General features: G+C 64.5%; 33 protein-coding genes and 1 other RNA gene. 22 read left to right on the plus strand and 12 right to left on the minus strand.

The genetic code is table 11. From position 1 onward, the window contains the following. On the plus strand, positions 1–215 hold a 215-nt coding region (locus LL06_RS27680), incomplete at its 5' end, for a hypothetical protein (protein WP_035528059.1). A gap of 70 nt (positions 216–285) precedes the next feature. Here the strand turns inward: LL06_RS27680 and LL06_RS14230 are convergent. The 4 genes from LL06_RS14230 to ssrA form a co-directional block, all read right to left on the minus strand. After that, the gene (locus LL06_RS14230) at positions 286–537 is read right to left on the minus strand and encodes a ribbon-helix-helix domain-containing protein (RefSeq protein WP_035528062.1); all 252 of its coding nucleotides are present in this window, start codon (positions 535–537) and stop codon (positions 286–288) included. A 3-nt stretch (positions 538–540) separates the two neighbouring features. Continuing rightward, the gene (locus tag LL06_RS14235; RefSeq protein WP_035528065.1) at positions 541–747 is read right to left on the minus strand and encodes a DUF4169 family protein; all 207 of its coding nucleotides are present in this window, start codon (positions 745–747) and stop codon (positions 541–543) included. A 12-nt stretch (positions 748–759) separates the two neighbouring features. Further along, positions 760–1,323 carry an SspB family protein gene (locus LL06_RS14240; RefSeq protein ID WP_035528068.1) on the minus strand — a complete coding sequence of 188 codons (564 nt, stop codon included), beginning with the start codon at positions 1,321–1,323 and terminating at the stop codon, positions 760–762. 257 nt (positions 1,324–1,580) lie between these two features. Then, positions 1,581–1,952: a transfer-messenger RNA gene (ssrA, locus tag LL06_RS26890) on the minus strand. A 130-nt stretch (positions 1,953–2,082) separates the two neighbouring features. On the opposite strand from ssrA, the gene LL06_RS14245 reads away from it, so the two are divergent. From LL06_RS14245 to LL06_RS14270, 6 genes are all read left to right on the plus strand, one after another. Further along, positions 2,083–2,877 carry a thymidylate synthase gene (locus tag LL06_RS14245; RefSeq protein ID WP_035528071.1) on the plus strand — a complete coding sequence of 265 codons (795 nt, stop codon included), beginning with the start codon at positions 2,083–2,085 and terminating at the stop codon, positions 2,875–2,877. Between the two features lie 8 nt (positions 2,878–2,885). Next, entirely contained in the window at positions 2,886–3,476 is a 591-nt protein-coding gene (locus LL06_RS14250; protein WP_052161585.1) for a dihydrofolate reductase, read from the plus strand. A gap of 93 nt (positions 3,477–3,569) precedes the next feature. Continuing rightward, the gene (gene hflK, locus LL06_RS14255; protein WP_035528193.1) at positions 3,570–4,679 is read left to right on the plus strand and encodes an FtsH protease activity modulator HflK; all 1,110 of its coding nucleotides are present in this window, start codon (positions 3,570–3,572) and stop codon (positions 4,677–4,679) included. After that, positions 4,679–5,671: a protease modulator HflC gene (locus LL06_RS14260; RefSeq protein ID WP_035528074.1), complete on the plus strand. Its 993-nt coding sequence runs from the start codon at positions 4,679–4,681 to the stop codon at positions 5,669–5,671. The genes hflK and LL06_RS14260 overlap by 1 nt, the downstream gene beginning before the upstream one ends. Before the next feature lie 17 nt (positions 5,672–5,688). Then, positions 5,689–5,877 carry a DUF2065 family protein gene (locus LL06_RS14265; protein ID WP_035528076.1) on the plus strand — a complete coding sequence of 63 codons (189 nt, stop codon included), beginning with the start codon at positions 5,689–5,691 and terminating at the stop codon, positions 5,875–5,877. A gap of 154 nt (positions 5,878–6,031) precedes the next feature. Then, on the plus strand, positions 6,032–7,459 hold the full coding sequence (locus LL06_RS14270; protein WP_244447139.1) for a DegQ family serine endoprotease: 1,428 nt from the start codon (positions 6,032–6,034) through the stop codon (positions 7,457–7,459). A gap of 68 nt (positions 7,460–7,527) precedes the next feature. Here the strand turns inward: LL06_RS14270 and LL06_RS14275 are convergent, their stop codons facing one another. Then, positions 7,528–8,094 carry a GNAT family N-acetyltransferase gene (locus LL06_RS14275; RefSeq protein WP_035528079.1) on the minus strand — a complete coding sequence of 189 codons (567 nt, stop codon included), beginning with the start codon at positions 8,092–8,094 and terminating at the stop codon, positions 7,528–7,530. After that, a complete protein-coding gene (serB, locus tag LL06_RS14280; RefSeq protein WP_035528084.1) occupies positions 8,091–8,981 on the minus strand; it encodes a phosphoserine phosphatase SerB in 891 nt (296 codons plus the stop codon). Before serB ends, LL06_RS14275 begins: the two co-directional genes overlap by 4 nt. Between serB and miaA the strand changes: the two genes are divergently transcribed. Beyond that, on the plus strand, positions 8,980–9,894 hold the full coding sequence (miaA, locus tag LL06_RS14285) for a tRNA (adenosine(37)-N6)-dimethylallyltransferase MiaA (protein ID WP_035528087.1): 915 nt from the start codon (positions 8,980–8,982) through the stop codon (positions 9,892–9,894). The genes serB and miaA overlap by 2 nt on opposite strands. Positions 9,895–9,984: 90 nt before the next feature. Beyond that, positions 9,985–10,758 carry a GGDEF domain-containing protein gene (locus LL06_RS14290; protein WP_035528090.1) on the plus strand — a complete coding sequence of 258 codons (774 nt, stop codon included), beginning with the start codon at positions 9,985–9,987 and terminating at the stop codon, positions 10,756–10,758. Positions 10,759–10,803: 45 nt separating this feature from the next. Here the strand turns inward: LL06_RS14290 and LL06_RS28250 are convergent, their stop codons facing one another. The 3 genes from LL06_RS28250 to LL06_RS14305 form a co-directional block, all read right to left on the minus strand. Beyond that, complete coding sequence (locus tag LL06_RS28250) at positions 10,804–10,998, minus strand: type II toxin-antitoxin system HicA family toxin (RefSeq protein WP_035528093.1); 195 nt, start codon at positions 10,996–10,998, stop codon at positions 10,804–10,806. 6 nt (positions 10,999–11,004) lie between these two features. Then, positions 11,005–11,247 (minus strand): DUF1902 domain-containing protein, encoded by a 243-nt coding sequence (locus LL06_RS14300; protein WP_035528096.1) that lies wholly within the window; start codon positions 11,245–11,247, stop codon positions 11,005–11,007. A gap of 134 nt (positions 11,248–11,381) precedes the next feature. Beyond that, positions 11,382–13,310 (minus strand): ATP-binding protein, encoded by a 1,929-nt coding sequence (locus LL06_RS14305; RefSeq protein ID WP_035528100.1) that lies wholly within the window; start codon positions 13,308–13,310, stop codon positions 11,382–11,384. Between the two features lie 322 nt (positions 13,311–13,632). Here LL06_RS14305 and LL06_RS14310 point away from each other — a divergent pair, with 322 nt between their 5' ends. The 3 genes from LL06_RS14310 to LL06_RS14320 all read left to right on the plus strand — a co-directional run bounded on the left by LL06_RS14310 (position 13,633) and on the right by LL06_RS14320 (position 16,457). Continuing rightward, positions 13,633–15,408 (plus strand): acetolactate synthase 3 large subunit, encoded by a 1,776-nt coding sequence (locus LL06_RS14310; protein ID WP_035528102.1) that lies wholly within the window; start codon positions 13,633–13,635, stop codon positions 15,406–15,408. A 24-nt stretch (positions 15,409–15,432) separates the two neighbouring features. Further along, positions 15,433–16,005, plus strand: coding sequence for an acetolactate synthase small subunit (gene ilvN / locus LL06_RS14315; RefSeq protein ID WP_035528104.1), 573 nt, complete (start codon positions 15,433–15,435; stop codon positions 16,003–16,005). Positions 16,006–16,193: 188 nt separating this feature from the next. After that, on the plus strand, positions 16,194–16,457 hold the full coding sequence (locus tag LL06_RS14320) for a hypothetical protein (protein WP_035528106.1): 264 nt from the start codon (positions 16,194–16,196) through the stop codon (positions 16,455–16,457). A gap of 106 nt (positions 16,458–16,563) precedes the next feature. Here LL06_RS14320 and LL06_RS14325 read toward each other — a convergent pair whose 3' ends face one another. Then, positions 16,564–17,409 (minus strand): aldo/keto reductase, encoded by an 846-nt coding sequence (locus LL06_RS14325; protein ID WP_035528108.1) that lies wholly within the window; start codon positions 17,407–17,409, stop codon positions 16,564–16,566. A gap of 121 nt (positions 17,410–17,530) precedes the next feature. Here LL06_RS14325 and LL06_RS14330 point away from each other — a divergent pair, with 121 nt between their 5' ends. From LL06_RS14330 to LL06_RS14345, 4 genes are all read left to right on the plus strand, one after another. Next, on the plus strand, positions 17,531–18,124 hold the full coding sequence (locus LL06_RS14330) for a LysE family translocator (protein WP_035528110.1): 594 nt from the start codon (positions 17,531–17,533) through the stop codon (positions 18,122–18,124). Between the two features lie 104 nt (positions 18,125–18,228). Continuing rightward, positions 18,229–18,906 (plus strand): nitrile hydratase subunit alpha, encoded by a 678-nt coding sequence (gene nthA / locus LL06_RS14335; RefSeq protein WP_035528113.1) that lies wholly within the window; start codon positions 18,229–18,231, stop codon positions 18,904–18,906. Continuing rightward, positions 18,903–19,562 carry a nitrile hydratase subunit beta gene (gene nthB / locus LL06_RS14340; RefSeq protein WP_035528114.1) on the plus strand — a complete coding sequence of 220 codons (660 nt, stop codon included), beginning with the start codon at positions 18,903–18,905 and terminating at the stop codon, positions 19,560–19,562. The genes nthA and nthB overlap by 4 nt, the downstream gene beginning before the upstream one ends. A 55-nt stretch (positions 19,563–19,617) precedes the next feature. Next, the gene (locus tag LL06_RS14345) at positions 19,618–19,947 is read left to right on the plus strand and encodes a nitrile hydratase accessory protein (protein WP_035528198.1); all 330 of its coding nucleotides are present in this window, start codon (positions 19,618–19,620) and stop codon (positions 19,945–19,947) included. A gap of 67 nt (positions 19,948–20,014) precedes the next feature. Here the strand turns inward: LL06_RS14345 and LL06_RS14350 are convergent, their stop codons facing one another. Continuing rightward, a complete protein-coding gene (locus LL06_RS14350) occupies positions 20,015–20,464 on the minus strand; it encodes a group III truncated hemoglobin (RefSeq protein ID WP_052161582.1) in 450 nt (149 codons plus the stop codon). Then, positions 20,457–20,615: a hypothetical protein gene (locus tag LL06_RS27960; protein ID WP_162835376.1), complete on the minus strand. Its 159-nt coding sequence runs from the start codon at positions 20,613–20,615 to the stop codon at positions 20,457–20,459. The genes LL06_RS14350 and LL06_RS27960 overlap by 8 nt, the downstream gene beginning before the upstream one ends. A gap of 86 nt (positions 20,616–20,701) precedes the next feature. Between LL06_RS27960 and LL06_RS14355 the strand changes: the two genes are divergently transcribed. From LL06_RS14355 to LL06_RS14370, 6 genes are all read left to right on the plus strand, one after another. Then, positions 20,702–21,091, plus strand: coding sequence for an Rrf2 family transcriptional regulator (locus LL06_RS14355; protein WP_035528205.1), 390 nt, complete (start codon positions 20,702–20,704; stop codon positions 21,089–21,091). A 127-nt stretch (positions 21,092–21,218) separates the two neighbouring features. After that, positions 21,219–22,346, plus strand: a complete 1,128-nt coding sequence (locus tag LL06_RS14360; RefSeq protein WP_035528115.1) for an ATP-dependent RecD-like DNA helicase — start codon at positions 21,219–21,221, stop codon at positions 22,344–22,346. Between the two features lie 336 nt (positions 22,347–22,682). After that, a complete protein-coding gene (locus LL06_RS27310) occupies positions 22,683–24,005 on the plus strand; it encodes a hypothetical protein (RefSeq protein ID WP_152599623.1) in 1,323 nt (440 codons plus the stop codon). A gap of 76 nt (positions 24,006–24,081) precedes the next feature. After that, a complete protein-coding gene (locus LL06_RS28465; protein ID WP_345775682.1) occupies positions 24,082–24,207 on the plus strand; it encodes a hypothetical protein in 126 nt (41 codons plus the stop codon). Then, positions 24,204–24,365 carry a helix-turn-helix transcriptional regulator gene (locus LL06_RS28470; protein WP_345775683.1) on the plus strand — a complete coding sequence of 54 codons (162 nt, stop codon included), beginning with the start codon at positions 24,204–24,206 and terminating at the stop codon, positions 24,363–24,365. The genes LL06_RS28465 and LL06_RS28470 overlap by 4 nt, the downstream gene beginning before the upstream one ends. Positions 24,366–24,536: 171 nt before the next feature. Next, positions 24,537–25,844, plus strand: a complete 1,308-nt coding sequence (locus tag LL06_RS14370) for a hypothetical protein (protein ID WP_035528118.1) — start codon at positions 24,537–24,539, stop codon at positions 25,842–25,844. Positions 25,845–25,846: the final 2 nt, after the last annotated feature.

The following is a 25,846-nucleotide window of genomic DNA, read 5'->3' on the forward strand; positions in this document are numbered from 1 at the left end:
CCGCGGCCGCGCAACAGGCCGCCGAGGAGGCGGCCCGCCAGCGCGCGCTCGACGCGCCGTCCGCCGTGGAAAGGCGGGCCCTGCCGGAGCCGCCGGCCGATCCGCCCTCGTCGATCACCAATGGAACCCTGTTCGAGGACGTTCCCGATCTGCAGTTCGAGGATCTGCCCGGGGTCGACGACCCGATCCGCAGCCTGATCGCGCCCGACGGCTGACCAGCCGCTGATGCCCCCAAGGCAGCTTGCAAGCGCGGCGGCGTCCGTCGCGGGACCGGCGGCGCGCCTCTCAGGATTGGGGCGGTGTCGCGGACGGCGTCCGGCCGGCCAGCGCCCAGTCGAGCACGGCCAGGCGCAGCGCCGAGGACAGGTTGCCCGGCGTCGCCTGGGAAGCGTCGATCTCGGCGATCAGGGCCGCGAGCGCCAGGCCGCGCTCACCGGCCATCTGCCGCAGCGCGTCCATGAAGGCGTCTTCGAGGGTGATGCTGGTGCGGTGGCCGCGGATGCTGACGGAGTGCTTGCGCATCTGCGAGCCCGCCATGGCTCAGCCGTCGTCCTTACCGGTCTCGGGGCCGGGCTCGCGGCGCGAGGCGTCGTGGTCGCGCACGGCCTTGTCGTTGCGGGCGCGGGCGAGGTCGCGCTCTGCCTTCGAGCGGCCGTGTTCAAACCGGTTGCGCTCGGCCTCGGCTTCCCTGGCGGCGCGGTCGCGGCGCTTGCGGGCCAGGCGCAGATTGACCACATCGCCGCTCACGGCAGGCGCCCGTCAGTTCTTCTTGCGGAAGGAATCGAGCGAGACGACGTCGGCGCCCGGCTTCTTGTCGCCGCCCGGCGCCGGATCGCCGTCGGCGCCCTCGGTCCTGGCCGCGGTCTCGGACTTGACGGCGGGCTCGACCAGCCGGTCGATCGTGCTCGCCAGATCCGCGCGCTCGTCATCCTCGATGTCGCCGCCGTCATTGGCGGCGTGTTCGAGGACGGTGTCGAATTCGAGCTCGAAATTGACCGAGGGATCATAGAACCCGCGGATCGCCGCGAACGGCACCACCAGCTTCTCCGGCTTGTCGGAGAAGGACAGGCCGATCTCGAACAGCGATTCCGTGACCTTGAGATCCCAGAACTGGTGCTGCACGACGATGGTCATCTGCTCCGGATAGCGCTCCTTGAGCGCGGTCGAGATCCGCACGCCCGGCGCTTCGGTGAGGAAGGTGATGAAGAAATGATGATCGCCCGGCAGGTACCCTGTCACAGCCACCTCGGACAGCACCTTGCGGATCACGCCGCGCAACGCGTCCTGGGCAAGAATGTCGTATCGGATGTGGTCTTGCGGCATATGCGCGATCTTTCCTGTCTGGGCCCGGCGTCACGTGCGAGTCCGAAGCCAACTCTCATTGTCGAAGGCGATGACAAGCCTGCGATTCACTGGTCTTTATAACCGGAAACCCCGCGAGCTTGAAAGCGGAGTTGCGATCGAAAGCTCCAAAGCACCCACGACCGCGTCACTTATAGGGCAATTCGCAACAAAAGGCTCCGATTATCCAACAAGGCGGTGAATGAATGGGTTCCGCCGGCGGCTGCAAGTTCGGGAAAAATGGAGGTTTCTGTTGCCAGGTACCTCCGAACCCCGCCTAGAAGTGCGACCCCCTAGGACTTAGTTTGAAGTGTCACACCGCAATTAAGCAGCGAGACGAGCTTCCGCATAGTTGTCGTTTGCAACTACAAGTTTAGCCCGATAACGGTGGTACAATGCCGAACAAAAAGTCGCTCTTTACACCCTCGTCAATCCTGTTTCGCCCCCATCATCATCCGGCCGTGTGGCCGGTGTGGCCCGATGGCCGGATCATGGTGGAGGCGCCGGGTACCGCCCCCGGGTCCGATTGGTTTATTTCAACGCTCGTTTATTGTCATAGCTGCTTGCGCAGCACACCCAATATAGGGAGCGCGGACGCGAATGGAAAGGGGCAATGCGTGAAGCCGACCGCCGGACGCGCGAACGCCTGTGCGGAATGGCGGTCCAGAACCGCGCAAAGTTTTCGATCCCGCGCCAAACTCGGCTAGGATCGACATCCATCGAATCAAAAAAGCGGCTTCCATGCAGCAGTATCACGACCTTCTCCGTCTGGTTCTCGACAAGGGAACGGACCGCGACGACCGCACCGGCACCGGCACGCGCAGCATCTTCGGCCACCAGATGCGGTTCGACCTGGCGGAGGGCTTTCCCGCGCTCACCACCAAGAAGCTGCATCTTCGCTCGATCATCCACGAGCTCCTGTGGTTCCTCAGGGGCGACACCAACATCGCCTATCTGAAAGCCAACGGCGTCTCGATCTGGGACGAATGGGCCGACGAAAACGGCGATCTGGGCCCGGTCTACGGCGCGCAATGGCGCTCCTGGCCCGGCCCGGACGGAACCACCATCGACCAGATCGCCGGCGTGCTGGCGCAGATCAGGGCCAAGCCCACGTCGCGCCGCCACATCGTCACCGCCTGGAACCCGGCGGAGGTCGACGACATGGCGCTGCCGCCGTGCCATTGCCTGTTCCAGTTCTATGTGGCCAACGGAAAACTCTCCTGCCAGCTCTACCAGCGCTCGGCCGACATCTTCCTGGGGGTGCCCTTCAACATCGCCTCCTATGCGTTGCTGACGCTGATGGTGGCGCAGGTGACCGGGCTCAAGCCTGGCGATTTCGTCCACACGCTGGGCGACGCGCATCTCTACAGCAACCATGTCGACCAGGCGCATCTGCAGCTCTCGCGTGAGCCGCGCGCGCTTCCGGTGATGCGCCTCAACCCCGCGGTCACCGACCTGTTCGCCTTCGTCTATGAGGATTTCAGCCTCGAGGGCTACGATCCGCACCCGGCGATCTCCGCCCCGATCGCGGTGTGACCGGCGCGATGGCTCAGCAACAGCCCGGCGCGACGCCCGACATCGAGATCGTGCTGGTCGCGGCCCATGCCAGGAACGGGGTGATCGGCCGGGACGGCGACATGCCCTGGCGGCTGCCGTCCGACCTCCGCCATTTCAAGGCGGCCACGCTCGGCACGCCGGTGATCATGGGCCGCAAGACCTTCCTGTCCATCGGCCGGCCGCTGCCCGGCCGGGCCAACATCGTGGTCACGCGCTCGGGCTTTTCCGCCGACGGGGTCGAGACGGCCGCCAGTCTCGAGGCCGCGATCGGGCTTGCCCGCGACCATGCGCGGCAATCCGGCGCGCGCCAGGTCTCAGTGATCGGCGGCGGCGAGATCTATGCGCAGGCAATAGTCTTCGCCGACGAACTCCTCCTCACCGAAGTGGACGCCGACATCGACGGCGACACGGTCTTCCCTGAGATCGATTCGACAAAGTGGCAGAAGCTCAGCCTGTCCGATCCCGTCAGAACCGAAAAAGACAGCCATTCCGTCCGTTTCGCCGTCTGGCGCCGCCGGCCGCGACAATTCGACCGGAATAATGCCCAATCGGGGAGCGAACGCACATTGCCGCGTTGAAAGCCGGGGATACCATACCTATAACGTCTTCAGCGTGCGTGCTCCGGAAATCTGTCCGGACCGCGCCATAACACGGTTTGGAAAGAGGTCTTGATGCCCTGGAGCAATCAAAACGGAGGCGGCGGCGGTCCATGGGGCGGCGGCGGTGGAGGTAACAATCAGGGACCGTGGGGCAAGGGCCCCCAGCCGCCGCGCGGCGGCGGCAATCCGCCAGACCTTGAGGAACTGATCCGGCGCGGCCAGGACAAGCTGCGCGAAGTGCTTCCGGGCGGCGGCGGTCCCGGCTCGGCCAGCACCAAGCTGATCGTCGGCCTGGTCGTGCTCGGCCTCGTCGGCCTGTGGCTGATGCAGGCCGTCTACACCGTCCAGCCGGACGAGCGCGGCGTCGAGCTGCGCTTTGGAAAGCCCAAGGAAGAGATTTCGCTTCCGGGCCTGCACATGGTTTTCTGGCCGTTCGAAACCGTCGAGATGGCCACCATCGTCGAGCGCGAAATGAGCACTGGCGGCTCCTCGCGCACCGGGTCGAGCGACGGCCTGATGCTGTCGGGCGACCAGAACATCGTCGACGTCGAGTTCAAGCTGCTCTATGCCGTCCAGGATCCCAAGGCGTTCCTGTTCAATCTCGCCCGTCCCGAGGACACGCTGCGCCAGGTCGCCGAAAGCGCCATGCGCGAAGTGGTCGGCCGCAGGCCGGCGCAGGACATTTTCCGCGACAACCGCGAAGCCATCGCCACCGAGGTGCGCACCATCATCCAGTCCGGCATGGACGCCTTCCCGTCGGGGATCGCCATCAACCAGGTGTCGATCGAGGACGCGGCGCCGCCGCGCGAGGTGGCCGACGCCTTTGACGAGGTGCAGCGCGCCGAGCAGGACGAGGACCGCTTCGTCGAGGAATCCAACCAGTACGCCAACCAGAAGCTCGGCCAGGCCCGCGGTGAAGGCGCCCAGCTTCGCGAAGAAGCCGCCGCCTACAAGGACCGCGTCGTCAACGAGGCGACCGGTGAGGCGGGCCGTTTCCTCTCGGTCTATGAAGAATACGCCAAGGCGCCCGACGTCACCCGCTCGCGTCTCTATCTCGAGACCCTCGAAAAGGTGCTCGGCGGATCCGACAAGGTCATCATCGAACAGGACGGCGGCGGCGCCGGAGTGGTGCCCTATCTGCCCCTGCCGGAAGTCCGCAAGAATGCGGGAGGAAACAACTAATGGGCAATCGTCTTCCTCTGATCATCGGCCTTCTGGTCGTCATCATCTTCCTCGTCTGGTCGTCGATCTTCGTCGTCAACGAACGCGAGCAGGCCATCGTCGTCCGCTTCGGTGAAATCCAGGACGTCAAGACCGAACCGGGCCTCTACTTCAAGCTGCCCTTCGCCTTCATCGACGCTGATACGGTGCAGTATGTCGAGGACCGGGTGCTCCGCTTCGACCTCGAGAACATCCGCGTCCAGGTCTCGGGCGGCAAGTTCTACGAAGTCGACGCCTTCGTGCTCTACAAGATCGCCGACGCCAAGCGGTTCCGCCAGACGGTGTCGGGCGACCTGGTCTCGGCCGAATCCCGGCTCCGCACCCGTCTCAACTCTGCGCTTCGTACCGTCTACGGTCTGCGCGGGTTTGAATCGGCGCTGTCGGAAGAACGCACCTCGATGATGCAGGAAGTCCGCGATCAACTGCGTCCGGAAGCCGAGTCCCTCGGTCTGCGCGTCGATGACGTGCGCATCCGCCGCACCGACCTCACCCAGGAAGTCTCGCAGCAGACCTTCGAGCGGATGAAGGCCGAACGTCTGGCCGAAGCCGAGCTGATCCGCGCCCGCGGCAACGAGGCGGCGCAGCGTATCCGCGCTATCGCCGACCGTCAGGTCGTCGAGATCGTCTCGGAAGCCGCCCGCGACGCGGAAATCATCCGAGGCGAGGGCGACGGCGAACGCAACGCCATCTTCGCCGAGGCGTTCTCGCGCGATCCGGAGTTCTTCGAGTTCTACCGCTCGATGAACGCCTATGGCCAGGCGCTCGCCGACACCGGCACCACCATGGTGTTGTCGCCGTCCTCGGAGTTCTTCCGCTACTTCAACAGTGCCTCGGGCGCCAATGCGGCGGCCAGGTCGGGGACGGGCAGCGCCGCAGGCGCGGCTCCGGCCGCTCCTGCCGCTCCGGCGGCGGACGCTGCCGCACCGGCGGACCCCGCCGTTCCGGCCAACTGAGGGAAGGGTGACCGCCGGTGAGCACCTTCTTTCTGGCGGTCGGTCTTGTCCTAGTCGTGGAGGGGCTGGCCTATGCGCTGGCCCCTTCCTTTATCCGCCGCATGGCGGAGGAACTGCCCAGGCTCGGGGACGAGCATCTGCGCCTGTTCGGGGTGGCGGCACTCGCCATCGGGGTGGGGCTCGTCTATCTGGCGCGGCATCTTTGAGGCGCGGGTCGCGCCCACGCCGCAACCGTGACTGGACCTGCAGAAATTGCGCCATAATTTAAGGTCAGATGCTGACCAGCCCATGTCGTTCAAGGAGACCGTCCCGATGAGGAATATTCGCTTCCGCGCAGTCAGAACGGCGATTGCCGCCGCCATGCTGGTGGCCTCGCCGGCGGTGCTGCCGGCCCGTGCGCAGTCCAATTCCGGACCCGCCTCGGTGGCCGACCTCGCCGAAGGCCTGCTCGACGCGGTGGTCAACATCTCCACCTCGCAGAATGTCGACAGCGGCCGCACCCAGCCGCAGATGCGGGCGCCGGACGGCTCGCCCTTCCAGGATTTCTTCGACGAGTTCTTCCAGGATCGCGGCGGCGAGGGCCCGCTCAACCGCAAGGTCTCCTCGCTCGGCTCCGGCTTCGTGATCGACGCCGAGGAAGGCATCATCGTCACCAACAACCACGTCATCGAGGGCGCCGACGACATCGAGATCAATTTCGCCGACGGCTCCAAGCTCAAGGCCGAACTGGTCGGCGCCGACACCAAGACCGATCTCGCGGTGTTGAAGGTGACGCCGGTCAAGCCGCTGACCGAGGTGCCGCTCGGCAATTCCGACACGATGCGCATCGGCGACTGGGTGATGGCGATCGGCAATCCCTTCGGCCTCGGCGGGACCGTGACGGTCGGCATCATCTCGGCGCGCGGCCGCGACATCAATTCCGGACCCTATGACAATTTCATCCAGACCGACGCCGCCATCAACCGCGGCAATTCCGGCGGGCCGCTGTTCAACATGAACGGCGAGGTCATCGGCATCAACACGGCGATCATCTCGCCGTCGGGCGGCTCCATCGGCATCGGCTTCGCCGTGCCGACCGAACTCGCGCTCAACGTCATCAACCAGCTTCGCGAATTCGGCGAAACCCGCCGCGGCTGGCTCGGCGTGCGCATCCAGCCGGTGACCGACGACATCGCCGAAAGCCTGGGCATGGCGGACGCCAAGGGCGCGCTGGTCGCGGGCGTCATCCGCGGCGGTCCGGTCGACGACGGCTCGATCGAGGCCGGCGACGTCATCATCCGCTTCGACGGACGCGATGTCGACGAGATGCGCGACCTGCCGCGCGTGGTGGCCGAAAGCCCGGTCGGCAAGGCGGTCGACGTCGTCGTCATCCGCAAGGGCGTGGAGCAGACCGTCAAGGTGACGCTCGGACGGCTGGAGGACAGCGACGAACACGCCAGCGCCGAGGATGGCACCGATGACGGCGGCGGCGCAGTGGACGCGCCCGAAACCGTCAGCGTTCTCGGCATGACGGTCGCCGAACTCACGGACGAAGGCCGCCAGGAATTCTCCATCGCCGAGGATGTGGCGGGCGTGGTGATCACCGCGGTAGATCCCGACTCGGCCGCCGCCGAGAAGCGCATCGAACCCGGCGACGTCATCGTCGAGATCGCCCAGGAAACCGTGTCGACGCCGCAGGATGTCGCCGACCGGATCGACGCGCTCCGGCAGGATGGCCGCCGCAACGCGCTTCTGATGCTGGCCGGCCCCACCGGCGAATTGCGCTTCGTCACGGTGCGGATGGACTGATCCGGCCGCAATCGGCAGGACAATCGGGCGGCCTTCGGGCCGCCTTTTTCATGAGGGGTGCGCGAGCCTTAAAGCCGCCTGTCGCCTGCCAGAATTTCGTAGAACGCGTGGCGCTTGAGATGCGGCATAGTGTCGGGCACGCCCGGATGGTCGAAATCGCGATCCGGCCGCGCGGTCATGCCGATGCGGCGCATGACGGCGAGGGAAGGGTGGTTGTCGGTCACCGCGAAGGCGACGATGCGCTCGAGCCCGATCTCGTCGAAGCCATGCTCAAGCAGCGCCCGCGCCGCCTCCGTGGCAAGCCCCTTGCCCCAGGCTTCGGGCACGTAGCGCCAGCCGATCTCCACGCCCGCGCCGATCACCTCCTCGTCGCGGATGGTCGCGAGCCCGGTGAAGCCGAGCGGCGCGCCGGTCTCCCGGTCTTCCGCCACCGCCCAGCCGATGCCGGTGGCCCGGGTGCGCGCCCGCATCAGGTCGAACAACTCGTCCGCCTCCGCGCGGCTGCGCCGGTGCGGGTAGAAGGCGAGCATCCGTTCGTCGGAATTGACCCGGTGGAAGAAGGCCCGGTCCGCCTCGGTGTCGGCCCAGGTCCGGATCCGCAGGCGCTCGGTGGCGAGGATCGCGTCCGGTCTCATGACGTCACGAAATCGCTGCGGCGGTAGCCCTGCAGATAGAGCAGCGCCGTCAGGTCGCCATGGTCGATGCGGATGTCGGCCTCGGCCGCCACCGATGGTTTTGCGTGCAGCGCCACGCCGACGCCCGCGAGGCCGAGCATGCCGAGATCGTTGGCCCCGTCGCCGACCGCGATCGCGTCCGACGGATCGAGCCCCAGCCGCTCCGCGATGTCGATGAGCGCGTCGACCTTGGCCTGCTTGCCGAGGATCGGCTCGCGCACCAGGCCCGACAGCACGCCCTGGTCGCTTTCGAGGATGTTGGCGCGGTTCTCGTCGAAGCCGAGCATGCCCGCCACCGCCGAGGTGAAGGCGGTGAAGCCGCCCGAGACCAGCGCCGTGTAGTGCCCCTGCGCCCGCATGGTCGCCACCAGTTCGCGGCCGCCGGGCGTGAGCGTGATGCGGCTTGCAAGAACCTCGGCGATCACGCTCTCGGGCAGGCCCTTGAGCAGGCCGACCCGTTCCCTGAGCGCCGGCTCGAAGGCGATCTCGCCGTTCATCGCCCGCGCGGTGATCGCCGAGACCTTCTCCTTGAGTCCGACCTCGGCGGCAAGCTCGTCGATGCATTCCTGGCCGATCATGGTGGAATCCATGTCGGCGATGAGGATCTTCTTGCGCCTTCTCTCCGCCTCCTGCACCGCCGCGTCAACGGCGGCGATGCCGATGACGCCGCGGAGCGCGGCAAGCGCCGTGTCCGGGTCGGTTCCGTCGCGGAGCGCGATGTCGCAGGCCACCCCGTCGGCGAGCCAGTAGAGCCCCGCGCCGTCGACAGCGCGAAAGGCCGCTTCGCCCAGCGCCTCGGAGAGAACGGGATTTGACGGATTGGCGATAAGCGTGGCAACGAGGGCCATGGAACAAAAACTCCGGCGACAAGACATCTCGGCCGTTCTGATAGCCGGGCCGACCGCCAGCGGCAAGTCCGCGCTGGCGCTCGAGATGGCGCGCGATCTGGGCGGCGAGATCGTCAACGCCGATTCCATGCAGGTCTACGGCGTGCTCGACTGCCTGACCGCGCGGCCCGGCGCGTCCGAGCTCGAAGCCGTCCCGCATCATCTCTACGGCCATGTCTCCCCCGCCACCGCCTATTCCACCGGCATCTGGCTCGACCAGGCCACGCAAGCGATCGCCGGCATTCGCTCCCGCGGCGCCCTTCCGGTGGCGGTCGGCGGCACCGGGCTCTATTTCCGCGCGTTGACCGGCGGCCTCTCCGACATGCCGGCGATCCCGGACGCGCTCCGCACGGAGCTGCGCGCCCGGCTCGAAAGCGGGGGTGTGGAGCCACTGCACCGCGAGCTTGCCGCACTGGACTCGGAGATGGCCGCGCGGCTGCGGCCGGCCGACCGCCAGCGCATCCTGCGTGCGCTCGAGGTGGTGCGCGCCACCGGCCGGTCGATCCTCGAATTCCAGGGCCGCAGCGGCGCCGAGATCGTCGATCCGCTCACCGCGCGCTGCATCGTGCTCGAGCCCGACCGGCAGGTCTTGCACGCGCGCATCAATGCGCGCTTCGCCAGGATGGTCGAAGACGGGGCAATCGACGAGGTCAGGCAGTTGATGGCGATGGACATCCCGCCCCAGCATCCGGCGATGAAGGCGATCGGCGTGAGCCAGCTTGCGACCCATCTCGCCGGCCGGATTTCGCTCGATGAGGCGGTCGATCTCGCCAGCGCCGCCACGCGGCAATACGCCAAACGGCAGATGACCTGGTTCCGGAACCAGTTGGACGGGCGATGGGAGAGAATGCAACCTGAGGTAATTGACGTTTAGAATTGCCGCCAAATGCGTGGTATTGCGTTAAATCAAACATAACGGGTTGGCGTTATATTCGTTGAACGTAATGCATTACAGTTGGGGACGATGCGCTTTCACAAGGCCGAGTTGTTTTTCTTCCTGCTGATGGGCCTGGTCGGCCTTGGCGGCGGCTTCTCGTGGCTGGCGTTTTCGGCCGCCACGGGCGGCGTTGTCGTCGGCGGCGTCGACACGGCGGCGAAATTCGCCTTCATGGGCGCGGTCCTGGCGGTGCTGTCGGTGGTGTGCGGCGTGTTCCTGATCTACCCGATCATGTCGCGCGGGCTGCGCGAACGCGGCAAGCTGCAGAAGATGACGGAATCGCTGTCGGTGCGGTCGCAATCGCTCGAGCACGCCGCCGTCACCGACGGGCTCACCGGCATGTACAACCGCCGCTACTTCGACGATGCGCTCACCGAATATCTCAGCGCCTTCGGGCGGATCGACAAGCCGATCGGCATGGTCATCCTCGACCTCGATCACTTCAAGAGCGTCAACGACACCCATGGCCACGATGTCGGCGACGAGGTGCTGCGCCAGGTCGCCGACTGCCTGCAGATCTTCACCCGCTACCATGATGTCGTCGCCCGGCTGGGCGGCGAGGAATTCGCCATCCTGTCGCCCAACATCACCGAACGGCAGCTCTACAACCTGTCCGACCGCATCCGCCAGGCGGTGGCCGACCTCAATGTCCGCAACGGCAACGTCACGCTGAAGGTGACGGTCAGCGCCGGGCTGGCGATCTGGAACGGCGTGGAGAGCGGCGAGGAACTCTACCGCCGCGCCGACAAGCAGCTCTACGAGGCCAAGCGCCAGGGCCGCAACCGCGTCTGCGCCGCCTGAGGCGGGGCGCGCGTCGGCTTCGTTGGGTTTTCTCGGCCAAATTCTCTAGAAGTGTTTAGGCAGCCCGGCCTGCTTGAGCGTCTCGTTAGCTGTGTGGCGGGATTTGGTGCCGCAATCAACCGTGAAATACCTCTTAGTGATTGGGCTGTACCATATCTCGTGATCGCCTCTGCCGTTCCTGTGAAAGAAGCAGCCCGCCGCCGCCAGCAGTTCCTTCAGTTCCCGGAGAAATCCCGCCATGGCGGATTACACGCACGGATTCGGGATCCTGGCCGAGTGTTGGGCCACGATCTGGACCGGAATCTCCGGGGTCTCGAAACGAGTTCCGTTGAGTTCCAAGAGATCATGAATGGCAGCAAGGACCTTAGGCTCAAGTGCCTCGACCGTATCCGCTTCGATGCACAGGCCTTCTATGTCGCTGCTGCTTGCGACCCAAACGCTTGCTTCGTCATCCCAATCTGCGCGCACAATTATAGATGTGGGCTTCATGTGGTTCGTCAACTCCCGTTCGCCATGCGCTGTCAGCGCATATCCACCGCTTTCACTATACACAATGCTATGTGTAAAAAGCGACTTTTTTCCGTATCCGGCTTTGACGATGCCGCGGAATACGCGAACCTGGCCTAGTCCTTGAGCAGCGACGACAGCGGCTTCTTGAGCAGGCTGGAGCGGAGCGAGCTCAGCTCGTGCCGGGGTGCTGCGGGTGCCGCTTCCGGTGCGGCTTCGTTGTAGCCGTAGCCGCGTTCGGGGGCGGGCGCGGGCGGCGCATAGGCCGGCTGGTCGGAGAAGCGGCGGCGGGCAGGGGCCGCGCCGAATTCGTCCATCGGATCGATCGACGGCAGTTGCTCGCTTTGCGGCCGGCCCGGCACATGTTGCGGCGCCTGCGGCTTCGGGCTGTCGTCGATATGGCGCATCCGCATGACGATCTTGCGCAGGTCGACGCCGTTGGGATCGCCGCGGTGAACCGGTTGCAGGCCCGAATTGGCGCGCGGCAGCACGTTTTCCGACACGCGTTCGAACATCATGCGCATCGGCACCGCGACGGCCTCGCCGAAGGCGATCGCCTCGCCATTGCCGATGGAGGAGAGAAAACTCATGGTCGAGGCCGACGAATCCGGGATCGCCGAGCGGATGATGTCCTGGTCGTGGTCGTTGGACAGGCGCATGGCGAACACGGTCGAGCACTGCGACAGGATCGTCGGGTCGAGCTCGCCCGGGCGCTGGGTGATCACCCCCAGGCTGACGCCGTATTTGCGGCCTTCCTTGGCGATGCGCGAAATCGCCTGCCGTGTCGGGAAGAAGCCGAGATTGGGATCGGCGGGGACATAGCGGTGGGCCTCTTCGCAGACCACCAGGATGCGCACGCCGCCCGCGCTCCACAGCGCGATCTCGAACGCCATGCGGCACAGGATCGAGGCCACCGAATTGACCACTTCCGAGGGGATGCCCGAGAGCTGGAACGTGGTCACCGGCTTGCCGTCGCCCGGAATGCGGAAGATGTGGCTGATCGTCTGCAGGATCGTGTCGTGGATCGTGTTGGACGAGAACATGAATTCGTAGCGCGGGTCGTTGATGGCGGCCTGGATGCGCACCTTGAGCGACCTGAGATGCGGCTTCTCGCTGCGGCCCTCGAGCTTGCCGATGCGCTCGTCGATCAGCGCCATCAGGTCGGCCACCCGGTAGGGCACCGGCGTGTCGGCGGTGAGCGAGGACTTTTCCGGCCCGCGGCGGATCAGCGCCGTGTCGGTCGAGCCCTTGAACATGCGCTTGGCTTCCGGGATCAGGTCGCGCAGCACGTCGATCTCTTCGGGGATCGGCGGCCGGCCGCGGAACAGCACCTCGGTGAATTCCTCGAGCTTGAACAGCCAGAACGGCAGGTCGAGCGTATCCGTGTCGATGACCACCGACTGGGTCGGAAACGCCGCGGCGAATTCGTTGTGCGGGTCGAGGATCAGCACCCGCAGCGACGGGTCGGCCTGCAGCGCCTTGTGCAGGAGCAGCGTCACCGCGGTGGTCTTGCCCACGCCGGTGGTGCCCACCACCGCGAAGTGGCGCGACAGGAGCGACGGCACATGGATGAGCGCGCCGAGCGTCGGGTCCTGCGTCAGGCTGCCGATCACGGCGGTGTCGGAGACGCCCGGATCGTAGATCACCGCAAGGTCGGAGGAGCGCATGCGGTGAACCACGGCGCCGAGATAGGGATATTGCGAGATGCCGGCGGAAAATTCGGTCTTGCCGCTCACGCCGGTATGGATCTCGCCCACGAGCTCCACCTCGATATGCATCACGTTCTCGTCCGCATCCGACCAGGACGCCGACGCGGTCGTCATCGAATAGACCAGGGCCACGACGCGGTTTGCCCCGACCGAGATCGAGATCAGCCGTCCCACGGACCAGAGTTCGGCGAGGCCGCCGCCGTCCTTGCCGGCCAGCGCGCTGACGGTCGCCTTCGATCCCGAGCAGCCGATCACGCGGCCCAGCAGGCGGTTTCCCGCCGCGTAAGTGCCACGGCGGTCACGCTCGTCCTCCGCCTCGGGGATCGGTGACGCCATGCCGCTGTCCGTGGTTTGCCTGTTCTCCATGGCGCCACCATCGCATTTCGGGGTTAATGGGGTATTGCCGACCCGTCCGGTTTGGATCAAATCCCCCCGATTGATGAAATTAAGCCGTTGACGCGATGCATTTCAGGCGATACCAAAGCTGTCATGACACAGATCGCAAATCTCATTGTGGTAAGACCGCGCATGGGCAGGGTGGCGTAGCCACCCGGCGAAAGCTCCCATGCGCGACACAAGGCTCCGGAAGGAGCCTTTTTTTATGGCTTAATCCGGGCTATGCAGCCAGGAAAAACAGACGGGACAAGGGGTCAGGCGAATGGCCGGCAAGCAAATGGAAATGACAGGCGCGGAAATCGTTTTGCAGGCGCTCAGAGACAACGGCGTCAAGCACATGTTCGGCTATCCCGGCGGCGCGGTGCTGCCGATCTATGACGAACTGCACCAGCAGGACGACATCGAGCACATCCTGGTGCGCCACGAACAGGGCGCGGGCCACATGGCCGAAGGCTATGCCCGCTCCACCGGCAAGCCCGGCGTCGTTCTGGTGACCTCCGGTCCGGGCGCCACCAATGTGGTGACCGCGTTGCAGGACGCGCTGATGGATTCGATCCCGCTCGTCTGCATCACCGGCCAGGTTCCCACCTCGCTGATCGGCTCCGACGCCTTCCAGGAATGCGACACCGTCGGCATCACCCGGCCGTGCACCAAGCACAACTGGCTGGTCAAGGACGTCAACCAGCTCGCCCGCGTCATCCATGAAGCCTTCCGCATCGCCACCACCGGCCGTCCCGGCCCGGTCGTCGTCGACGTGCCTAAGGACGTGCAGTTCGCCACCGGCATCTACACGCCGCCGTCGCCGGTGATCGCGCAGAAGAGCTACCAGCCGAAACTCTCGGGCGATCTCGACAAGATCCGCGCGGCTATCGAGCTGATGGCCACCGCGAAGCGGCCGATCATCTATTCGGGCGGCGGCGTCGTCAATTCCGGCCGCGAGGCCAGCCAGCTCCTGCGCGAACTGGTGGACCTGACCGGCTTCCCGATCACCTCGACGCTGATGGGCCTCGGCGCCTATCCGGCCTCGGGCAAGAGCTGGATGGGCATGCTCGGCATGCACGGCACCTATGAAGCCAACATGGCGATGCATGATTGCGACGTCATGCTCTGCATCGGCGCCCGCTTCGACGACCGCATCACCGGCCGCCTCGATGCCTTCTCGCCCCATTCCAAGAAGATCCACATCGACATCGATCCGTCCTCGATCAACAAGAACGTGCGCACCGACATCGGCATCGTCGGCGACATCGGCCATGTGCTCGAGGACATGGTCCGGCTGTGGCGCGCGTCCAAGAAGACCGACCGCTCGCAGCTCGAAGGCTGGTGGAAGCAGATCGGCAAGTGGCGCGGCCGCAATTCGCTCGCCTATCCGGAAAACCGCGACGTCATCATGCCGCAATACGCGATCCAGCGGCTCTACGAGCTGACCAAGGACCGCGACACCTACATCACCACCGAAGTGGGCCAGCACCAGATGTGGGCGGCGCAGTTCTACGGTTTCGAGGAACCCAACCGCTGGATGACCTCGGGCGGGCTCGGCACCATGGGCTACGGCTTCCCCGCGGCCATCGGCGTCCAGGTGGCGCACCGCGACAGCCTGGTCATCGACATCGCCGGCGATGCCTCGATCCAGATGTGCATCCAGGAAATGTCCTGCGCCGTGCAGTATAACCTGCCGGTCAAGATCTTCATCCTCAACAACCAGTACATGGGCATGGTCAGGCAGTGGCAGCAATTGCTGCATGGCAACCGGCTGTCGCATTCCTACACCGAGTCGATGCCCGATTTCGTCATGCTGGCCAAGGCCTATGGCGGCACCGGCATGCGCTGCGACAAGCCCGCCGATCTCGACGACGCGATCATGAAGATGATCGACACGCCCGGACCGGTGATCTTCGACTGCCGCGTGGCGGCCCTCGCCAACTGCTTCCCGATGATCCCCTCGGGCAAGGCGCACAACGAGATGCTCCTGCCCGACGAAGCCACCGACGAAGCCGTCGCCAACGCCATTGACGCCAAGGGCCGGGCGCTCGTCTGAGCGGCCTTGAAAGGAACCGATTCCATGAACGCGCAGCATCAGCCCACCGGTTCGGCCTATTTCATGGCCGCCGAGACCGCCCGGCCCGAGACCCATACGCTCTCGGTGCTGGTCGACAACGAACCGGGCGTCCTCGCCCGGGTCATCGGCCTGTTTTCCGGCCGCGGCTACAACATCGACAGCCTCACGGTCTCGGAGACCGAGCACGAGGCGCATCTGTCGCGCATCACCATCGTCACCACCGCCACCCCCAACGTGCTCGAACAGGTCAAGGCCCAGCTCGAGCGCATCGTGCCGGTCCACCGCGTGGTCGATCTCACCGTGCGCTCCAACGAACTCGGCCACGACAAGCCGCTCGAGCGGGAACTGGCGCTGGTCAAGGTCACGGGCTCCGGCGAGAACCGGGTCGAGGCGCTCCGCCTCGCCGACGCCTTCCGCGCCCAGGTGATCGACGCCAACACCGAGCATTTCATCTTCGAGATCACCGGCCGCGTCTCCAAGATCGAGCAGTTCATCTCGATCATGCGCCCGCTCGGCCTGGTCGAGATCTGCCGCACCGGCATCGCCGCCATGAACCGCGGCCCGCAGGGGATGTGATCCGGACCGCCCGCGTCGCTCCTCGACAGGCGCGGGCGTCCGACGCGCAAGCGCGCACGTCATGACCGCAAAAGGGTGAAAAACATGGTTAACGCCAGATGAACATGGCGTTCGGTGTCGGTTCAGGCTGCTCTCTCTAGAAAGGGTTCATCGCAACAACGCGACAACCTCAGAGAGAGGAGAAAGACATGAAAAAGATCGTTCTGACAACCGCCGCCGTTACGCTGGGGTTCATGCTTGCCGCCGCAGGCAGCGCCAACGCCGAGGGCCGCTCGATGAAATCCGCGCGTCCCGCGCCCGCCGCCATCGGCCTGAAGATCGGCGCGAGCCCTGTCGGCGCCGCCAATGTGCCGGACAACACTGCCCATGAATGGACTGCCGGCTGCTATGCCGAATTTGGCCCCGACGCCAAATATCCCGATGCGGAACTGCTGGAAAAGTGCCTCAACTGACGCCCGGTTCCATCCTGAAGATGCAAGTGCGCTGCTGGAGATCCCGGGTCTCCGGCGGCTCTTTGCCGTTCGCACGGCAATGATCCCGCGCCTTGGACGGCGATGGTCAGATCATCTGCAACGGCTGGCGGGCGCGGGGCGGCGGAAACATCCTGTCGAGTTCGGCGATCTGCTCTTGGGTGAGCTCGATCTCGGCGGCCGCACGGTTTTCCTTCACCCGCTCCGGGCTCGACGATTTCGGAATGGCGATCACGCCGTCCTTGCCGAGCAGGAATGCGAGGGCGAGCTGCGCCGGCGTGACGCCCATCCGGCCCGCCATCCTGCCCAGCCCCGGATGGCGGATCAGCCGTCCCTCGTCGAGCGGCGAATAGGCCATCAGCGGCATCGCCCGGTCTTCCATCCACGGCATCAGGTCGAATTCGACGCCGCGCGTCGACAGATTGTACAGCACCTGGTTGGCGGCGCAGTTCTGCCCGCCGGGCAGCGCCGTGAGCTGGCGCATGGCGATCGGGTCGAAATTGGACACGCCCCAGCGCGCGATCTTGCCGGCTGCGCGCAGTTCCTCGAAGGCCTCGACGGTCTTGCTGAGCGGATGGCGGCCGGGCCAGTGCAAGAGATAGAGATCGATCCGGTCGGTGCCAAGCCGCTTGAGGCTCGCCTCGCAGGCGGCGATCGTGCCCTGGCGGCTGGCGTTTGACGGCAGCACCTTGGAAACCAGGAACACCTCGTCGCGGCGGCCCCGGATCGCTTCGCCGGTGACCGTCTCGGCGCCGCCTGAGGCATACATTTCCGCCGTGTCGATCAGCGTCATGCCGCAATCGATTCCCGCCTGCAGCGCCCGGATCTCCTCAGCCGCCTCCTTTCGGCTCTCGCCCATGTGCCAGGTGCCGAGACCGAGGGCGGGGACGGTGTGTCCGTCAGGGAAGGTGGCTGAGGCAAGCGGTAGGCTCATGCGGTTCTCCTGTGCAAGATGACTATCACATCTTCGAATGCGAGCATGACGACAATTTGATTGTCTCCGCGCACGTCTCGTTTATCAAGCAGGGGCCGGCATTAGGGCCGCGGGAAAGCAGATGATCCTGGAAACCTTTCTGTCGCTGGTCCTGTTCGCCTTCGTCACCTCGGTGACGCCGGGCCCGAACAACATGATGTTGTTCGCCTCCGGCGTGAATTTCGGCGTCCGCCGGACGCTGCCGCACATGCTGGGTATCGGCGCGGGCTTCTTCACGCTGCTGCTGGGCGTGGGCTTCGGCCTGGGCGCGCTGCTTTCGACCTCGCCCATGCTCTACACGGCGCTCAAGTTCCTGGGCGGCGCCTATCTCGTCTACATCGCCTGGAAGATCGGCATGTCGCGCGCCATGCCCGACGGCAGGGTGGGCGCCTCGCCGATGACGCTGCTGCAGGCCGCGGCCTTCCAGTGGGTCAACCCAAAGGCCTGGGTGATGGCCGTCACCGCCATGGCGGTCTACACCGATCCGGCCAACCACACCGTCACGGTGCTGCTCGTGGGCATCGCCTTCACGCTCACCAACATGCCCAGCGTCGCCGTCTGGGCCGGCTTCGGCTCGGCCCTGCGCACCTGGCTCGCCGATCCGCTGCGGCTCAAATGGTTCAACATCACCATGGCGGTGCTGCTGGTGGCGAGCCTCTGGCCGATGCTGCGGTAGGGCGCCGGGCCCCATGCCTTTTTGCCGATCGAAGGCTTGGCAAGCGCGGCCGGAACCCGCTGGCCGATATTGCGATCGGCGGTGCCGCGGGCTAACCTTGCGCCATGACTCATGATCACCACCATCCGCACGACCACCCCCACGACAACGAGCTCGATCCCTTCGCCGCGCGCGTCAGGGCGCTGGAGACGATCCTTACCGAAAAGGGGCTGATCGATCCGGCCGCCGTCGACGCCATCGTCGAGACCTACGAGCACAAGGTCGGCCCCCGCAACGGCGCCCGCGTGGTGGCCAGGGCCTGGGCCGATCCGGAGTTTTCCGACTGGCTCGCCCGCGACGCCACCGCGGCCATCGCCTCGCTCGGCTACACCGGCCGCCAGGGCGAGCACATGCAGGCGGTGTTCAACACCGAGGACACCCATAATCTGATCGTCTGCACGCTCTGCTCCTGCTACCCGTGGACGGTGCTGGGCGTGCCGCCGGTCTGGTACAAGGCGCCGCCCTACCGCAGCCAGGCGGTGATCAACCCGCGCGGCGTGCTGGCCGAATTCGGCCTCAAGCTGCCGGAGACGACCCGCATAAGGGTGTGGGATTCCACCGCCGAGCTGCGCTACATGGTGGTGCCGATGCGGCCCGCGGAAACCGCGGATCTCGGCGAGGAAGAGCTCGCCAGGCTCGTCACCCGCGATTGCATGATCGGCACCGGCCTGCCGCTCAGGCCCGGCTCGCTGTCGCCCGATGTGCTGTGGCCGGCCACCGGTACGGCGGGGACGGCGCCATGAACGGCCCGCATGATCTCGGCGGACAGATGGGCTTCGGCCCGGTCGCCCCGGAAGTGGCCGAGCCGGTGTTCCACGCCGACTGGGAGCGCCGCGCGCTGGGCGTGACGCTCGCCGCCGGCGCGCTCGGCGCCTGGACCCTCGACGAAAGCCGCCACGCCCGCGAAAGCCTGCATCCGGCCACCTATTATGCGGCGAGCTATTACGAGATCTGGATCCGCGCGCTCGAAGTCCTGCTCGAGCGCCACGGCTTCGTCGCCACCGAGGAGATCGAGGGCGGCCGGCCGCTCTGGCCCGGCGTCAAGCCCAAGCAGGTGCTCAGACCCGGCGATGTGCCCCGCGTGCTCGCCCGCGGCGGGCCGTGCAACCGCCCGGTCGATGCCCCGCCGCGCTTCGGGACGGGCGACCGCGTGCGCACGATCAACGAGCACCCGACCGGCCACACGCGGCTGCCGCGCTACGCCCGCGGCAAGCTGGGAACGATCGAGGCGGTGCGCGAGGGCTTCGTCTTCCCCGACACCAACGCCCACGGCAAGGGCGAGAACCCGGAGCATGTCTACACCGTCTGCTTCGACGGGCATGAATTGTGGGGCAGGGGGGGCGATCCGGCGCTCACCGTGTCGATCGACGCCTGGGAGAGCTATCTTGAGCCCGCGTGATCCGGGGCAGGGTGCGGACGGCGATCCGGCGGCGTCGTCCGGCGCGCCGTTCCGCCTGCCGCCCGGCAGCGGCCCCAACGCGCCGGTCTTCGCCGAGCCCTGGCAGGCCCAGGTCTTCGCGCTCGCGGTGGCGCTCAACGAGCGCGGCCTGTTTTCCTGGAGCGAATGGGCAGCGGAACTGTCGGCGCACCTGGCGCGGCCGGGCGCGGCGGAGGATGGCGGCGACTATTACCGGCACTGGCTAGCAGCCCTCGAAGCGTTGCTGGCCAAGAAGGGCGTGGCCGAGCCCGGCTCGATCGACGCGGTCTCCGCCGCCTGGCAGCGCGCCGCCCACGCCACCCCGCACGGCCAGCCGATCCGGCTGGAGAATGATCCGGAACGCTAGGTCGGAGTAGATCGGGGACAGTTTGCTTTTTGGGGATCCGCCCTAAAAAGTAAACTGTCCCCAATACTTAAGCCAGCCAGTCCGGGGCCTGGTTGAACGGCGTGCCGAAGCGGGCGAGCCAGAGGCTGCGGGCGATGCGGCGGGCGATGACCGTGATCGCGGCAGCGGTGTCGGGCGCAAACAGCGCCGCCGCCGTTTGCTCGAACTGTTGGGTCCAGAGCCGGAAGTCCTCCTCCTCGAGATCAGGCAAGGCGTTGTGCTTGACCACCGGCTGGCCGGAATATTCACCCGAATGCAGCAGCACCGAGCGCCAGAACCGGTTCATCCGCTCGAGATGCATGTCCCAGATGCCGGCGAGCCTGGCCTCGAACAGCGGCCCCAGCCGCGGATGCCGCCTGATGTCGGCGTAGAACCGGTCGACCAGCAGCGAGATCTCGTCGGGCGAGATCTCCACCGCCGGCGTGCGCGGCTGCGCCGGCCTGGCGGTGATGACGATGGGCGCGGGCTTCTCAGCCATAGAATTTCAGCGCGATCATCAGCGTGACTGCCCCCCAGACGCACATGTTGATGAAGGAGCGGATCAGCCCGCCATCCTCTTCGACGGTGATGCCGAGTTTCTGGCGCACCATGTCCCCGGGGAGAAGAAAAAGCCAAAGCAGTGTTTTCATCACGATCCCTTTTCTGGTATCTGATTTACCACTATTCGATGCTGCGGCTAAAAGCAACATCTGAAATACCAGTATTGAGGACCATCATGCGCCTGACGCTTCACACCGATTATGCCTTCCGCGTGCTGATGGCGCTTGCCCGTGCCCCCGGCGAGGTCAAGTCGGTCGACGATCTGGCCCGTGAGTTCGAAGTCTCGAAGAACCATCTGATGAAGGTGGCGCAGAACCTGACCGCCGGCGGCTTCGTCACCACCGTGCGCGGCCGCCATGGCGGTCTGCGCCTGGCCATGGCCCCGGACGAGATCAACCTTAGGGCGGTGGCGCTGCACATGGAGCCCGATTTCAACATCGCCCTCTGCTTCGGCGGCGAGGACTGCGTGTTCCTCCCCAACTGCCGCCTCAAGGGCGTGCTCGGCCAGGCCAAGCTCGCGTTCTTGCAGACATTGGACAAGCACAACCTGGCGTCGATCCTGTAGGTCTGTGTAGTTCGGGGACAGTTTACTTTTTGGGGCTTCGCTCCAAAACGTAAACTGTCCCCGGCATGCCCCATCCACCCCCCATTCCCACGCGCGACAGCCCCGACCGAATCTGCCATGAGGGATCATGAAGTTTTCACCGCAACAGGATGAGGCGCTCAAGGCCGTCTCGCGCTGGCTCAAGGATGGCCGCACGCCGATCTTCCGGCTGTTCGGCTATGCCGGCACCGGCAAGACGACGCTGGCCAAATATTTCGCCGACAATGTCGACGGCGAGGTGCTGTTCGCGGCCTTTACCGGCAAGGCGGCGCAGGTGCTGCGCGCCCGCGGCGCCCGGAACGCGCGCACCATCCATTCGCTGATCTACCGGCCGCGCGGCGAGGAGGAGGTCTCCGATGAAGAGACCGGCAAGACCACCGTCTCGCCGATGTTCGCCATCAACCGCCAGAGCCCGCTCGCCCAGGCAGCCCTGATCATCATCGACGAATGCTCGATGGTCGACGAGGCGCTCGGCAAGGACCTGATGAGCTTCGGCACGCCGATCCTGGTGCTGGGCGATCCCGGCCAGTTGCCGCCGATCTCGGGCGGCGGCTTCTTCACCGAGCACGAGCCCGACATTCTCTTGACCGAGATCCATCGCCAGGCCCGCGACAACCCGATCATCGATCTCGCCATGCATGTGCGCGAGGGCCGCGAGATCATGCATGGCGACTACGGCACGGCGCAGGTGATCGGCAAGAACGAGGTCGACCGCGACATGGTGCTTGCCGCCGACCAGGTGCTGGTCGGCACCAACCGAACGCGGCGGCGCTACAACCAGCGCCTGCGCGAGCTCAAGGGTTTTACCCAGGCGTTTCCGCAGGCCGGCGACAAGCTGGTGTGCCTGAGGAACGACCCCGCCAAGGGCCTGCTCAACGGCTCGCTGTGGCAGGTGATGACCTCGTCCAAGGAGACGGTCAAGCCCGGCATCAACCTGCTCGTTCGCCCCGAGGACGACGACATGGAGCGCGGCTCGGCCAAGATCAAGCTTCTGAAAAGCGTCTTCGACGATCCCGACATCGAAGTCCCCTGGCAGACCAAGAAGCGCTACGACGATTTCGACTACGGCTACGCGCTCACCGTCCACAAGGCGCAGGGCTCGCAATGGAACTCCGTCGTCCTCTTCGACGAAAGCTACGCCTTCCGCGACAGCCGCGAGCGCTGGCTCTACACGGCGATCACCCGGGCCGCGGAGCGGCTGGTGATTGTCAGGTAACGAAATCAACCCACCGCCGTTTGTTGGGGTACGCGCGATGCATTTCGCCGTTTGACAGGTTCAAGGCCGCGACGGAAAGCATACGTCAGCCTCACCGGGCCGCGGAGCGGATGGTGATAGTTAGGTCAGGGCACAGCCTTGGACTGTTTTCATAAGTGTTGGCAATCTACACAAGTTCAAATAATTCGTGGTGAAGGATATTCGGAAGAGAATTTATCCGTTAATATGCTGATCATGCTGAAAAACACTTAAGGATTGTTTTTTTAAGTTTCTGTTCGCATTAATGTGAGGCTTGCAGCCAACGGAATTTTTTAAAAATGGGGTGTTTTCAGTTTTTTGAAAGATCGAAAAGAAGGTGAAATAGAGAAAAAATCGATGGAGGTGGCAATATATATTATATTAATGATTATGATGTTGTCCGCGTTGGGTATCATATATCCATATAAACCTTTCAAAAAAAGAACTAACGCATTTATTGTATTAGTAATATGTTTTATTGCTTTCGGTGTAATGGCGCCAGAGGCTGATTCGAGCAAAACTGGAAAAGTTTCTAACAAGGTGGCCGAGGCGAAGGAGGAAATGATTAATGTTCCAAGTGACCCGAAAGCCAAGTATTTCGTTGTAAAGAACGACACGCGAGTTGACGGCATGGTTGAGGTTACAACTCGCAGGGAAGGTCCGTCCGGAACATCTTTCGCCATCCGACTAATACAGTGTGAACCCCTGCTTTCCGGCTACATAGCCGAAGGTGACACGGTATCGGATCTTACACATAAAAACCGTCCGACATTATCGGAGCTTGTCGATGGTTCCATTTCAGATGTTATAGCGAAGTATGCCTGCATTAAGCGTCTCCCAAGAGAACCTTTGCAAAAAGCGAGTAGAACGATTGAACCGGTAGAAGATGGCGGTTCGAGCAAGCGTGCGAGAATAGAGCAGGCTGTGCGTGAATCCCTTGAAGCGCATCAGTGGATCGATGCAAAAAACCATTATCAACGGTTAGTGATATCAGAAATTACTACGGCTGAATTCGCAGGCCAGATGGAGGCGCATATGCTGCGATTGGTAAAGCCGATCCCTGCCAGCGAGTATGAAATTAATCTTCAAGGGTATGAGTTTCTGGTCGCCGTCCAGCCTAAGAAGAATGAGTATCAAGAAAAAGTACGATTTTACAAAGAATCCATAGAGAACTCTCGGAAGAGACTTATTTCAAGGCTCCGGGTTAAAGAAGACAAGGTGGAGGGAGTTACATGGTTCAAACACCCCAACGAACCAAAATACCTCAATAGCCGTTCAACTGTTTACCTGTATATCGGGCGGAAGGGTAAGTCTGGAACGCCATGGCTTCGGATGAAAATACAATATACATCAACTGACTGGCTTTTTGTGGAGAACGTAAAGGCTTGGTATGACGGAGCAAAAGAAACTCTCTTTGTGGGTAGATTTGAACGGGATAATAATACGACCATTTGGGAATGGGTGGATATTTCTCCAAAATCTGACCAGATAGAACTGTTGCGATCTATTGCCAAATCTAAAGAATCCATTCTTCGATTTGAAGGAAATCAATATCATCGTGATGTAAAATTGTCGGCTGGTGACAAGGCAGCCATTCGAGACGTGCTTGAGGCTTATGAAATAATGAAAGGCAAAAACTGAATCAGTTAAGGCCTGGTTCGAATTTTATACGCGGATCCCGTATGCACATCGCCCTAAAGCGGGCAGAGGACGTGACATGACCAGGTTGAATGATCTCAAGACGAAACTGCTCAAGCGTCCCGATGTGCGCGCCGAATACGATGCTCTGGACGAAGAATTCTCGATCGTCGAGGCGCTGATCCGCGCCCGCGCGGAGGCATGACGCAGGAGCAGGTCGCCGAGAAGATGCAGACCTCGCAGTCTTATGTCGCCAAGCTCGAAAGCGGCCGCGTCAGCCCGTCGATGAAAGCGCTGCAGCGCTACGCCGCCGCCACCGGCGCGTGGCTGAAGATCAGTTTTGAGCCTGTGGTGACGCCGTAATACCGGCTTCCTGACGCCGCCGACCGCGGCGGATCGCTCCTGCGAATGGGCCTTGACCGCGCCCGCGAGAAGCCCACATCGCACAAGGCATACTGGGGAACCCGCGCCGCAGCCTTCATTTCGCCCCGTTCTTAAGGGCTTGTTAAGGTTTCAATCCTGTCGGAGGTCTTCATGGCGCTTGGCGCATCGCACCGCTTGCACGAGGGCGTCCTCGCCGTCGAAACCATGACGCGCTTTGCACTGGCCGTGCTGGCGCTGGCATCTGGCGTCTACACCTATCTGGGCGTCCGCAGCCTGCTCGACGGGTCGCCCACCGCGATCTTCTTCGCCGCCATCATCTATTCGGCGTCGGTTTCCGTGGCGATCTACGCCTTCTGGTCCTACATGGCCCGCTTCTATCCGCATGTCACCGGCGCCGCCTCCCGCGGCGCCCTGATCGGCGTCATGGCGCTCGGCTGCGCCATGATCATCGCCATGTCGAGCTGGCTCAATGCGGCGGCGCTGGCCGGATCCGCGGCGCTCGAGCAGCATCTGGCCGAGACGGTGCAGGATTATACCGCCGACCTCGACCAGGCGCACCAGAACGCGCTCGCCGCCCAGAGCCTGCTGCCCGATATCCAGCGGACATCGGAACGCTTCTCGCGGCTTGCCGAGGACGAGCGCGAGAACGGCGCGCTGACCGGAACCACGGGGTCGGGCAGCGTGGTCCAGCTCCTGTCGCAGATGTCCTCGCAACTGAGCGAGCTCGAGGCCGGCATCGTCGCCTCGCGCGAGCGCGTCGCCACGCTCTTCGACGAAGGGCGCAGCCATCTTGCCACCATGCGCACGCTGGTCTCGGCGCCAGGCGCCGTGGCGCCGCGCAGCGACGAGTTCTCCGCCGAGGTCGTGGCGCTCTCGGGCGTCATCACCTCGCTCGAGCAGACCTCGATTGCCCCGTCGGTCAAGCGCGCGGCCGAGGACCTGTCGCTCGGCTTCATCGCCCCGGTCGCCGATGGCAGGGCCGCCGATCTCGTCGACCGCCAGGACCAGGTGATGCAGACGATCCGTGCCTCCGTCTCCGCCCAGTCTCAGGTTCTCTCGCAGGCCGCCGACGACATCCTGGCGCGCGCGCCGGTGGCCGAGCGCCGCTTCGTGCCGCTGTCGTCGGCGGAAGCCGTGCTGCGCTATGCGAGCGATTTCATCCCGGCCTGGGCAGGCGCCATCTCCATCGACCTGCTGCCCGCCGTCCTGGTCTTCATCCTCGCCGTCGTCCACGGGGCGATCCGGCGGCAGGAGGAGCGGCTGCCCTTCGCGCAGCGGATCACCGCGGCGGAGCTTCTCGAGGCGCTCGAGGTGCAGCGCGCGCTCGGCCGCCAGGGGGTTGATGTCGAACAGGCGCTGCAGTCGGCCGAAGCCGAGGACGAGCGCGCACGGACGGACTCCAACATCACCAGCCTCGACATGTCGGCGAAGGCCCCGCGCAAGGGGCCACCCGCGTGACG

The sequence above is a fragment of the Hoeflea sp. BAL378 genome (assembly GCF_000759435.1).
Taxonomy (GTDB): Bacteria; Pseudomonadota; Alphaproteobacteria; order Rhizobiales; family Rhizobiaceae; genus Hoeflea.

Coding starts and splice junctions, on each gene's coding strand:
- LL06_RS14230 (WP_035528062.1), bottom strand. CDS start 537: ATGGCGGGCTCGCAGATGCGCAAGCACTCCGTCAGCATCCGCGGCCAC.
- LL06_RS14240 (WP_035528068.1), bottom strand. CDS start 1,323: ATGCCGCAAGACCACATCCGATACGACATTCTTGCCCAGGACGCGTTG.
- LL06_RS14245 (WP_035528071.1), top strand. CDS start 2,083: ATGCAGCAGTATCACGACCTTCTCCGTCTGGTTCTCGACAAGGGAACG.
- LL06_RS14250 (WP_052161585.1), top strand. CDS start 2,886: ATGGCTCAGCAACAGCCCGGCGCGACGCCCGACATCGAGATCGTGCTG.
- hflK (WP_035528193.1), top strand. CDS start 3,570: ATGCCCTGGAGCAATCAAAACGGAGGCGGCGGCGGTCCATGGGGCGGC.
- LL06_RS14260 (WP_035528074.1), top strand. CDS start 4,679: ATGGGCAATCGTCTTCCTCTGATCATCGGCCTTCTGGTCGTCATCATC.
- LL06_RS14270 (WP_244447139.1), top strand. CDS start 6,032: ATGCTGGTGGCCTCGCCGGCGGTGCTGCCGGCCCGTGCGCAGTCCAAT.
- LL06_RS14275 (WP_035528079.1), bottom strand. CDS start 8,094: ATGAGACCGGACGCGATCCTCGCCACCGAGCGCCTGCGGATCCGGACC.
- miaA (WP_035528087.1), top strand. CDS start 8,980: ATGGAACAAAAACTCCGGCGACAAGACATCTCGGCCGTTCTGATAGCC.
- serB (WP_035528084.1), bottom strand. CDS start 8,981: ATGGCCCTCGTTGCCACGCTTATCGCCAATCCGTCAAATCCCGTTCTC.
- LL06_RS14290 (WP_035528090.1), top strand. CDS start 9,985: ATGCGCTTTCACAAGGCCGAGTTGTTTTTCTTCCTGCTGATGGGCCTG.
- LL06_RS28250 (WP_035528093.1), bottom strand. CDS start 10,998: ATGGCGGGATTTCTCCGGGAACTGAAGGAACTGCTGGCGGCGGCGGGC.
- LL06_RS14300 (WP_035528096.1), bottom strand. CDS start 11,247: ATGAAGCCCACATCTATAATTGTGCGCGCAGATTGGGATGACGAAGCA.
- LL06_RS14305 (WP_035528100.1), bottom strand. CDS start 13,310: ATGGCGTCACCGATCCCCGAGGCGGAGGACGAGCGTGACCGCCGTGGC.
- LL06_RS14310 (WP_035528102.1), top strand. CDS start 13,633: ATGGCCGGCAAGCAAATGGAAATGACAGGCGCGGAAATCGTTTTGCAG.
- ilvN (WP_035528104.1), top strand. CDS start 15,433: ATGAACGCGCAGCATCAGCCCACCGGTTCGGCCTATTTCATGGCCGCC.
- LL06_RS14320 (WP_035528106.1), top strand. CDS start 16,194: ATGAAAAAGATCGTTCTGACAACCGCCGCCGTTACGCTGGGGTTCATG.
- LL06_RS14325 (WP_035528108.1), bottom strand. CDS start 17,409: ATGAGCCTACCGCTTGCCTCAGCCACCTTCCCTGACGGACACACCGTC.
- LL06_RS14330 (WP_035528110.1), top strand. CDS start 17,531: ATGATCCTGGAAACCTTTCTGTCGCTGGTCCTGTTCGCCTTCGTCACC.
- nthA (WP_035528113.1), top strand. CDS start 18,229: ATGACTCATGATCACCACCATCCGCACGACCACCCCCACGACAACGAG.
- nthB (WP_035528114.1), top strand. CDS start 18,903: ATGAACGGCCCGCATGATCTCGGCGGACAGATGGGCTTCGGCCCGGTC.
- LL06_RS14350 (WP_052161582.1), bottom strand. CDS start 20,464: ATGGCTGAGAAGCCCGCGCCCATCGTCATCACCGCCAGGCCGGCGCAG.
- LL06_RS27960 (WP_162835376.1), bottom strand. CDS start 20,615: ATGAAAACACTGCTTTGGCTTTTTCTTCTCCCCGGGGACATGGTGCGC.
- LL06_RS14355 (WP_035528205.1), top strand. CDS start 20,702: ATGCGCCTGACGCTTCACACCGATTATGCCTTCCGCGTGCTGATGGCG.
- LL06_RS14360 (WP_035528115.1), top strand. CDS start 21,219: ATGAAGTTTTCACCGCAACAGGATGAGGCGCTCAAGGCCGTCTCGCGC.
- LL06_RS28465 (WP_345775682.1), top strand. CDS start 24,082: ATGACCAGGTTGAATGATCTCAAGACGAAACTGCTCAAGCGTCCCGAT.
- LL06_RS28470 (WP_345775683.1), top strand. CDS start 24,204: ATGACGCAGGAGCAGGTCGCCGAGAAGATGCAGACCTCGCAGTCTTAT.
- LL06_RS14370 (WP_035528118.1), top strand. CDS start 24,537: ATGGCGCTTGGCGCATCGCACCGCTTGCACGAGGGCGTCCTCGCCGTC.